Consider the following 5,846-nt stretch of genomic DNA (forward strand, 5'->3'; position numbering starts at 1 on the left):
ACGTTCGCGCCGGTCCGCAGCCAGGCCAGGTAGGTGCGTTCGTTGGCCAGGTGATCGCGTGCCCTGCCCGGGTTGCCGCCCGCCTCGTCGCCGCCGTCCTCTTCTTCCTCGGCCTCGTCGCAGCATGGATCACCGTCGCCGTCCGCACCGCACACGGCGTCTTCACCGGGCACCTGCTGCGCTGACGGGCTGATGCCCCCAGGCCGGTCGCCGGCAGCTGACGATCACCTACGGGAGACACCTGCGGGATCCGGCGCTCACCGCGCCGCTGGTGAAGTTCAGCGATCAGCCGGCGATCGGCCGGCCCGGCAGCCCCCATCGGCCCGCCGATGAAAACGTGGCTGATGGCGACGACCACTCCGCCGTTCGCCCTGGGGCCTACTCCGAGCTCGACCGCGGCGGCCCGGTGTCCCGCCGGCAACGCCCACGCGCCGACCTTCCCCCGGCAGACTGGCACTTCAGCCAGGACGAGGACCACGACTGGGCATCGAGGCGACGGCGACGCTGCTGACCAGCCTGCTCATCCTCGGGGCAGGAGTCGGCCAACTGGGTGACCTCGACCGTCGGCCGGATCTGCACTGACGTCGGCCCGGTGCCGGCGTCGTCAGGGTGCTCCGGCCGCTTCGATGGCCACGCCGCCGTAGCCGTTGTCGAAGAACTCGACGAAGGCGAGGGCCTCGGGGATCGTTCCGGTGTCGTCGCTGGTGGCGGTGAGCAGCTTGGTCCTGGTGTCCCCGGCGAGGGCGTACACGTCGTAGGCGGTTCCGGGGGTGAGTCCGCGGGCGGTGACATCAACCTCGTCGAGGCCGAGGACGTTGCGGACGGTCGCCTGCCCGGTGGCGCCCGTCGGGGTGCCGGTCAACGGGTAGGTCTGCACCCGTTGGCCGAGGCCCTGATCGGTGAGTCCCTGGCTGCTGCCACCGCCGGAGCGGGCGACGTAGACCAGCGCCTGCGGGTCCTGCCCGACGGAGATCGTCTTGATGACCTTTCGCGATGCAGTGTCGATGACGTCGACAGCGTCGGATTTCTGCAGCGCGACGTAGACCCTGGTGTTGTCCGGGCTGGGCCAGATGCCGTGCGGGGCGTGGCCACTGGTCTCGATGGTGTCGACCAGTGTGGGGTCGCCGTTCCCCCGCTGGTAGACCTTGACCTCGTCGAGGCCGCCCACGGTCACCCACGCGAACGCGCCTTCCGCGGTGGTGATGAAGTTGGGGTGGTTGGTCCGCGGACCGGTGTCCAGCACGGTCTTCTCTTTCAGGGTCCGGGCGTCGACGACGGTGGTCTTGCCACTGTCGGGGTGCCCCAGCCACACCTCCCGACCATCCGGGCTGACGGCCAGGTCGGAGGAGCCGCTGAGGGTCAGCTGAACCCGGTCGGTGATCCGCTTGCTCCGGACGTCGATCACATCGAGGACCGCAGCCCGCTGGTGGTTGACGTACGCGGTCCGGCCGTCCGGGCTGAAGACCACCTTGGACGGGCCCGGGGAGGTCTCGATCCGCCGCGTCTCGCGGTCCCGGCGCAGGTCGACCACGGACACGTAGTCCTCGCCACGCACCGCCGTCCACACCTCGCGCCCGTTCGGGCTGATGAACGCCTCGTGCGGAGAACGTCCGAGATAGGTGGTGTCCACCACCGTGTTGGTGGCGGTGTCCACGATCTGGACGGCGTTGGAGCTCACGCTCACCACATCCAGGTAGCGCCCGTCACGGGAGAAGCCGAGCCCGTGGACGTTGACCTGGTCGGTGTCCACCGGGCCCAGGACGCCGTCGAGGCGACTCTCCCCCAGCGGCAGGGTGCCCAGGACCTCGTTGGTGGCCGGGTTGATCACGGTCATCGTGTTCGAACTCTGATCGGCGGTGTATATGCGGTCATCGGAAGAGATCGGCTGGGCACCGGGAAGGGCCGGTGCCTGCTCGATCCCCGTGCTCCCGTTGGCCGGCGCCACCCAGCGACCCCCCTCGGCACTCGCTGCCCCGGGCGAAGCCGGGTCGACTGCCTCATGGGCGGCGGCACTGCTGACTCCACCTGCGGTCAGCAGCACGACCGCAGCCGACGCGGCCAGGACACGATGGGATCCGAACACGATCATGTGGCACGTCCTGACGTTCGGGAGGCATTGCCTGCACCGGGGGTGCGGTCGATCTCCCGGACGACGTCCACGCCGTCCGCGATGTCCCGGCGGCCCTGGTCATCGCCCCCGGCATGCCCGCTCCGTGGTCCCGGAGTTGGCTGTGCGCACCTCGGCCACAGAACCGCTGTGGCCACGTAGATGACACCAAGCACACCGGCCGTGCGCAACCGGACCGGGTACGTCCGACCGCGGCCGACGCAACGAGGTCGATCGGCGACATCCCGGCCAGCTGCCCACTTCCCTGCACGTCGGCCCGGTGAACCGGCCGCGGCGGTTGGTCGTACACGGGGGTATGTCCGGCGGATCAGCCGCCGGGCCCACTGCAGGGAGCCCCCCGTGACCATCCACCGTTCCCGGACCACCGCCGTCCTCGCGGTCACCGCCTCCGCCCTCGCCGTCACCGCACTGACCGGGCTCACCGCCGCCTCCGCCTCGCCCGACGGGCACGGCGACCGCGCCGGTGACCGCTCGAAGCACCGTGCGGTCACCGTGGACATCGAGTCACCCAGCAACGGCGACGACGCCGGGGTCGGCGGGGCCGGCTGGTTCGTCGACCTCGACCTGGAGTACGAGGGCGGGCTCGCCGAGGCGGGCTTCACCGGTCTCCAGTTGACCGGCCCAGCCGGGCACAACAACGTCCCGCCGTTCCCGGGCACCTTCTCCACCGGCAAGGACGACCGTCTCCCCGGACTCGTCGTCCTGGTCTCCACGACCAACGCGACCCTCCCCGGGTTCTCCGGGCCGGGTACCAACCTGGCCAACCTGTTCAACCTCACCGGGGTCACCGACCGGTCCGACGACGGCAGCGCGGAGATCTGGGACACCTGGATCGTCGGTGCCCCGATCGCCGGCAAGGACGTCGACACCGTCCTCACCGTCGCCGTCGTCGATGACCTGAACCACAACGGCGTCTACGACGACGCCCCGCCTGTGGTGCCCGACGCCGACGGTGACGGCGACGTCGACCGCCACGACCTCGAAGCCCTCGGCCTGGCCTCCAACGTGGAGCGCGTGCACTTCCGGATCAACGGCGCGCCGGCCTGAACTCCGCCCACGAATGCGACGGCCCGGCCCGAACAGCCGGGCCGTCGCCGCACGAGGAGTCGAGGACCGCATGCCCGAACGCGACGACGACGGACGCCAGCTGATGACCGACCTCTGCCAGGACCACGCCGAGGTGGTCTTCAGCTTCGTGCTGCGCTACGTCGACGGAGACCGCCAGCGCGCCGAAGACGTCGTCCAGGAGACGCTGTTGCGCGTCTGGCGACACCGGGACGGCCTCGACGACCGCCGCGGCAACGTCCGTCCCTACCTGTTGACGACCGCCCGCAACGTGCTCACCGACCAGTGGCGGGCCGCCCAGCGGCGCCCCCGGCTGGTCAGCGACGAGACGACGCTGGCGGCCGCGCCCTCCGGTGAGGACATCGACGCCGCCGTCGAGGGCTGGCTGGTCGCCGAGGCCCTGCAACGTCTCACCCCGGCGCACCGGGACGTCGTCCGGGCGCTGCACTACGAGGGCCGCAGCGTCGCCGATACCGCACGGCTGCTCGGCGTTCCGGAAGGCACCGTCAAGTCACGCAGCTACTACGCCGTACGCGCACTGCGCGCGGCCTTCGAGGAGATGGGGGTCATCCGGTGACCGGCGACCACGACGACGTACGACGGCTGCTCGGCGCCTACGTCCTCGGCGGTCTGGACGATGCAGACCGACGCGCCGTCGAGGAGCATCTGCCCGGCTGCGAGCCGTGCCGGTCCGACTTGGCCCGGTCGGCGCCGTTGCCGGCCCTGTTGCGCCGGCTGCCCGTCGAGGACGCTCTCCGGGTCGATGAGCCGCTGGGGACGGGACCCCGGAGCGTGTCCGCCGCCGTCCTGCCCGGTCTGCTGGGCGAGGTCGACCGTGACCGTCACCGACACCGGCGGCGCACCGTCATGCGGACGGTCCTGGTCGCCGCGACCGTCGCGGCGCTGGCCACCGCAGGCATCACCTCCCTCCGGAACACCCAGCCCAGCGCAGTGCGGTTCGCGCTCACCGCGTCGGCGGGCGCCAGCGCAGAGGGGGACGTCGAGCTCGTCGCCAAGCCCTGGGGCACCGCGCTCACGGTGCACGTCTCCGGGCTGCCCGCGGAGGGGCCCTTCTCCCTCGAGGTCGGCGGCTCCACGCGCCAGACAGCGGAACAGGCCGCCACCTGGGGCGCCACACCCAGCGGATCGGCCGAACTCGTCGGCGCCTCGTCCCTGCCCCCCGGCGAGATCAGCACCATCAGCGTCCTCGGGCCGGACGGTGAGGTACTCGCGCACCGCTGACCCGACGACTCTCACCGCCCGGTCGAGTACGAAACACTCAACCTCGCCGCTACCGCAGCCTGGCCAACCCACCCGAAGTCCCCGGCCGATCAGGCGAAGACCATGGCCTGCACAAGTGCAAAGACCGTCCCAAGGCGCTCGCCCATCGACGCGGCGTGCTCGCAGAGCCCTCCGGCGACGTGGCAGTAGGCGTTGTGCGCCAGGGCTGCCAGCTCGCCGGCCATCAGCTGGCCCTCCACGCCGGTGCGCCGGAAGCCGGTCCACGCCTCGGCGTGCCGCCGAACAAGAAGAGCCCAGCGCCTGCAGCCCGATCAACGCCACGAGCAGTTACGCGGCCGTCACCGCGATGAGGACCTCACGATCAGGCCCTGCCGGGCCACCTGCCGCGCGTCCCCGGGCCCCGCCGCGACAGCGCACAGGGCGTCGAGCAGCCTTGCCGGGGTGGCTGCACGAGTACGACCATCCCCAACTCCACGCCGGTGAGCTTGTCCAGGCCAGCGGCACCACGACGAAGACCCTGCGCTTCTACGGGGAAGCCGGTCTCCTGCCCGCCCCGGGAACGGACCTCAGTGGGCTACCGCGACTACCGCCCTGACGTGCTCCAGCGACTCGATCTCCTCCGCCGCAGCCGCGTCGCCGGCCTGACTCTCGCCCAGATCCGCGACGTCCTCCAGGTCCGCGACGGGGGCACCGCGCCCTGCCACCACGTCCAGCAACTGCTCAGCACCGGCGTGGACACCCTCGACCGACAGATCGCCGACCTCCAGGCACTCCGCCACACCGTCGCCGAGCTCCGCGACGCGGCCACCTCGGTCGACGCCGCACACTGCGACGCAACCACGGTCTGCCGATACGTCTAGCCGGCGGCTGTGGTGGGTCAGTCCTGAGGTCGAGCGAACACCGCGCCGCCTCTGGACTGGCCGATGGGATGCCACAGGGCGGCTTGTGTCGACCCAGCTTGCCGCTCCGCACAACCACCTCACTGCGGCTGCAGTAGGTCGGGGAAGTAGTTGCCTGGGGCGTTACAGCCGGGTACTGGACGATGCACGCTCGCCAACGATCTGCGTTTACCCAGGTCCGCACAGCGTTCCGGCGGGAAGTGCTCATAATCCCTGGGTCGTGGGTTCGAGCCCCACCCGCCCCACCAGGCGATAGGCGGGTATTGAGTCCCGCACAGCGCGCCAACAGACGGAGATTCGGCTTGGGCTGTCGAGCATGCCCGCAGCCCCGTCCCCGCGTGCTGCGGGGGCCGTCGACGGCCTGGACCCCCCGAGTGGGACATCACTGCGGTGGTGAACAACAGCCGGCTGGCCTCTACGAGGGCGGTCGCGCTGTCCGGGGTGTGGGGCATGCTCACATCTTCCTTCCTTCCGGGGGGCTTGGTCGGCGAGTGGACGAGTAGGTGCGCTGG

6 protein-coding genes and 1 pseudogene are annotated in these 5,846 nt (G+C 71.0%); 4 read left to right on the top strand and 3 right to left on the bottom strand.

The window, feature by feature from the left end:
• On the bottom strand, window positions 1-173 hold a 173-nt coding region (locus BLW04_RS29920; protein ID WP_175484275.1), incomplete at its 3' end, for a DUF202 domain-containing protein.
• Window positions 174-604: 431 nt separating this feature from the next.
• Window positions 605-2,089, bottom strand: coding sequence for a beta-propeller fold lactonase family protein (locus tag BLW04_RS24395; protein WP_091548129.1), 1,485 nt, complete (start codon window positions 2,087-2,089; stop codon window positions 605-607).
• A gap of 378 nt (window positions 2,090-2,467) precedes the next feature.
• On the opposite strand from BLW04_RS24395, the gene BLW04_RS24400 reads away from it, so the two are divergent.
• The 3 genes from BLW04_RS24400 (at window position 2,468) to BLW04_RS24410 (ending at window position 4,435) form a co-directional block, all read left to right on the top strand.
• Entirely contained in the window at window positions 2,468-3,175 is a 708-nt protein-coding gene (locus BLW04_RS24400; protein WP_091548131.1) for a hypothetical protein, read from the top strand.
• 70 nt (window positions 3,176-3,245) lie between these two features.
• Window positions 3,246-3,770, top strand: a complete 525-nt coding sequence (locus BLW04_RS24405) for a sigma-70 family RNA polymerase sigma factor (RefSeq protein ID WP_091548133.1) — start codon at window positions 3,246-3,248, stop codon at window positions 3,768-3,770.
• Window positions 3,767-4,435 (top strand): zf-HC2 domain-containing protein, encoded by a 669-nt coding sequence (locus BLW04_RS24410; RefSeq protein ID WP_091548135.1) that lies wholly within the window; start codon window positions 3,767-3,769, stop codon window positions 4,433-4,435. The genes BLW04_RS24405 and BLW04_RS24410 overlap by 4 nt, the downstream gene beginning before the upstream one ends.
• A gap of 89 nt (window positions 4,436-4,524) precedes the next feature.
• On the opposite strand, the gene BLW04_RS27160 is transcribed toward BLW04_RS24410, so the two are convergent.
• A complete protein-coding gene (locus tag BLW04_RS27160) occupies window positions 4,525-4,674 on the bottom strand; it encodes a hypothetical protein (RefSeq protein WP_175484276.1) in 150 nt (49 codons plus the stop codon).
• Window positions 4,675-4,880: 206 nt separating this feature from the next.
• Here BLW04_RS27160 and BLW04_RS29925 point away from each other — a divergent pair.
• Window positions 4,881-5,295 (top strand): annotated as a pseudogene (locus BLW04_RS29925) (MerR family transcriptional regulator).
• The last annotated feature ends 551 nt before the right edge of the window (window positions 5,296-5,846 follow it).

The organism is Modestobacter sp. DSM 44400, from assembly GCF_900107175.1.
Taxonomy (GTDB): domain Bacteria; phylum Actinomycetota; class Actinomycetes; order Mycobacteriales; family Geodermatophilaceae; genus Modestobacter.